Origin of the sequence: Phenylobacterium sp., assembly GCF_031181185.1 — a bacterium.
In the GTDB taxonomy this organism is placed as follows: domain Bacteria; phylum Pseudomonadota; class Alphaproteobacteria; order Caulobacterales; family Caulobacteraceae; genus Phenylobacterium.
The window spans coordinates 1-2,345 of record NZ_JAPSKZ010000301.1 but is presented as its reverse complement, the minus strand read 5'-3'; the positions used below and the strand labels follow the sequence as shown (position 1 = coordinate 2,345).

Sequence of the window (2,345 nt, the reverse complement as noted above, 5' to 3'; positions counted from 1 at the left end):
CCGGCCGCCACGCCGCCCTTTTCCAGGTTGTTGCCCGCCCCGAACGAGATCGCCGGCACGCCGCGCTTGGCGAAGGGGAAGTGGTCCGAGCGGTAGAAGCTGCCCGCCTGCGGGTTCGGGTCGGGGCTGAAGCTCATGCCGTACTTCGAGGCCACACGGATCATGTCGTCCTGCAGGGTGAGCGGCGCGTTGCCCGACATGGTGATGTCCCTGGCGCGGCCCAGCAGGTTCATGCCGTCCATGTTGAGCACGGCCACCGTCTTGCCGAGCGGATAGAGCGGGTTGTCGGCGTAATATTCCGAGCCCAGCAGGCCCTTCTCCTCGGCGGTGACGGCCAGGAACATCACCGAGCGCTCGGGCTTGGGGCCTTTGGCGAAGGCGCGGCCGAGCTCGACCAGGGCCGCTGTGCCGGAGGCGTTGTCGAGGGCGCCGTTGTAGATCTTGTCGCCGCGCGCGTCGGCCAGGCCCACGCCCAGGTGGTCCCAGTGGGCGGTATAGATCACCCGCTCGTCGGGGTGTTTCGCGCCGGGCACCACGCCCACCACGTTCTTCGACACCACCTTCTGGGCGTCGATGGCGTAGTCGGTGGAGAAGGTGACGCCCTTCAGCTCGACCGGCTTGAACGCGCGGGTCTGGGCCTGCTTCTTCAGCGTCTCGAAGTCCAGGCCGGCAGCCTTCAGCAGGGCCACGGCGTTGTCGCGCTGCACCCAGCCCTCGAGCGGCGCGTGCGCCTCGGACGGGTTCTTGCGGATGACGTCGAACAGCTCGTTCGTGTTGGAGTTCTTGACCGTGTTCCAGCCGTAGGACGCCGGCGCGGTCTCGTGGATGACCAGGAAGCCCACCGCGCCCTGGCGCGCGGCTTCCTCATACTTGTAGGTCCAGCGGCCGTAGTAGGTCATGGCCTTGCCGCCGAAGTCGCCTTCACCGGTCTCGAAGTCGGGGTCGTTGACGAGGACGAGGGCGATCTTGCCCTTCAGGTCCATACCCTTGAAGTCGTCCCAGTTCTTCTCCGGCGCCTTGACCCCGTAGCCGGCGAACACGATCGGCACGTCCTTGAGGGTCAGGCGGTCGACGCCGGTCTGGGCGGCGCGGATGGCGATCTGCTCGCCCTGTGTCCATTCCTCGGTCTTGCCGGCGACGTTCACCGAGACCTTCACCGGGCCCTTGGTCGCGAACCGGGCGAGCGGGACGTCCTGGGTGTAGGCGCGGCTGCCGTCCGCCTGCTTGTCGCCCGCGGGCTGCACGCCGGCGGCCTTCAGCTGCTGGATCAGGTAGGCGACGGTCTTCTCCTCGCCTGCCGAGGCCGGAGCGCGGCCTTCGAACTCGTCGGCCGACAGGACCTTGATGTCCTGCTTGATGCGCGCGCCGTCGAGCGCTGGGGCGGCGAAGGCCGCGGTCGCGAATGCGCAAGCCGCGGCCGCGCAGAACAGAAGCTTCTTCAAGTCGGGAACTCGGGTCTGGTTGAAGATGGCGCGAGCCTAATCACGCCTGCGCCGGCTCGCCTAGGCCTGCGCCTGCCGCCGCGCGATGAAGGCCCCGATTCCATCGAGCACCACCTCCAATCCCTGCTCGAAACGGTAGCTGGGGTCGGTCATCAGATGACGCTGTTCCCGCCAGGCCTCGCCAAGACGGAGGAGGTGCGGGAAACGCTCGGGATCGAGCCGCTCCTGCAGGGCCGGTTCGACGATGGCGATCCACTGGGCGTCGGTCAGCCCGCTGCGCTGCTCGGCCTCGCGCGCCTCTCGGGCCTCGTGCAGGGCGCCTTCGATGTAGTTGTGCAGGACGTCGACCATCAGGTCCTTCTCGATCTCGGTCAGGCCAGTTCCGTCCAGCGCGCGCATGATGCTTTCGACACGGGCCATCAGGTTCGGGCCGAGCGGCGGCCGATGCAGCGCAAGGCCGAGGAGCCACGGCCGCCGCTGGGCCAGGTTCCACCGGCTGCGGGCCACAAAGGCCAGGCTCTCGCGCCAGCTGAGGCCGGGCGGCAGCTCCTCGCCTTCGCCCATGACGCGGTCGAACATCAGGCCCAGCAGCTCGGACTTCGACGGGACGTAGGTGTAGATGGCCATGGGCGAGACGCCGACCGCCTGCGCCACGCTGCGCATGGAGATGGCCTGGAGGCCATCCCTGTCGGCGATGGCGATGGCCGCCTGCACGACGTCATCCGTGGAGAAGCGGGGCTTGGGGCCACGCTTGGCGGGGCCGTGCACCCCCCACAGCAGCTCGATGCTGCGCCTGGGATCGTCGTCTCCGGTGTGTTCCTTGGCCATGCCGCTCCAGTTTTCTCGCTACTAACACTTTACATCATACAGAGTTTGCGGCAAACGGCCGACGCACGGAGCCCG

Annotated in this window: 2 protein-coding genes; both read right to left on the bottom strand. The window is 68.0% G+C overall.

Translation table 11 applies throughout. From position 1 onward, the window contains the following. Nucleotides 1-1,442: M28 family metallopeptidase (locus RIF93_RS20160; protein WP_309093225.1), on the bottom strand; the 1,442-nt coding region annotated here is incomplete at its 3' end. Nucleotides 1,443-1,502: 60 nt separating this feature from the next. Then, the gene (locus RIF93_RS20155; protein WP_309093224.1) at nt 1,503-2,270 is read right to left on the bottom strand and encodes a TetR/AcrR family transcriptional regulator; all 768 of its coding nucleotides are present in this window, start codon (nt 2,268-2,270) and stop codon (nt 1,503-1,505) included. Between the last annotated feature and the right edge of the window lie 75 nt (nt 2,271-2,345).

Excerpts from the sequence above, each read along its gene's own strand:
- RIF93_RS20155 (WP_309093224.1), bottom strand. The coding sequence starts at position 2,270 with ATGGCCAAGGAACACACCGGAGACGACGATCCCAGGCGCAGCATCGAG.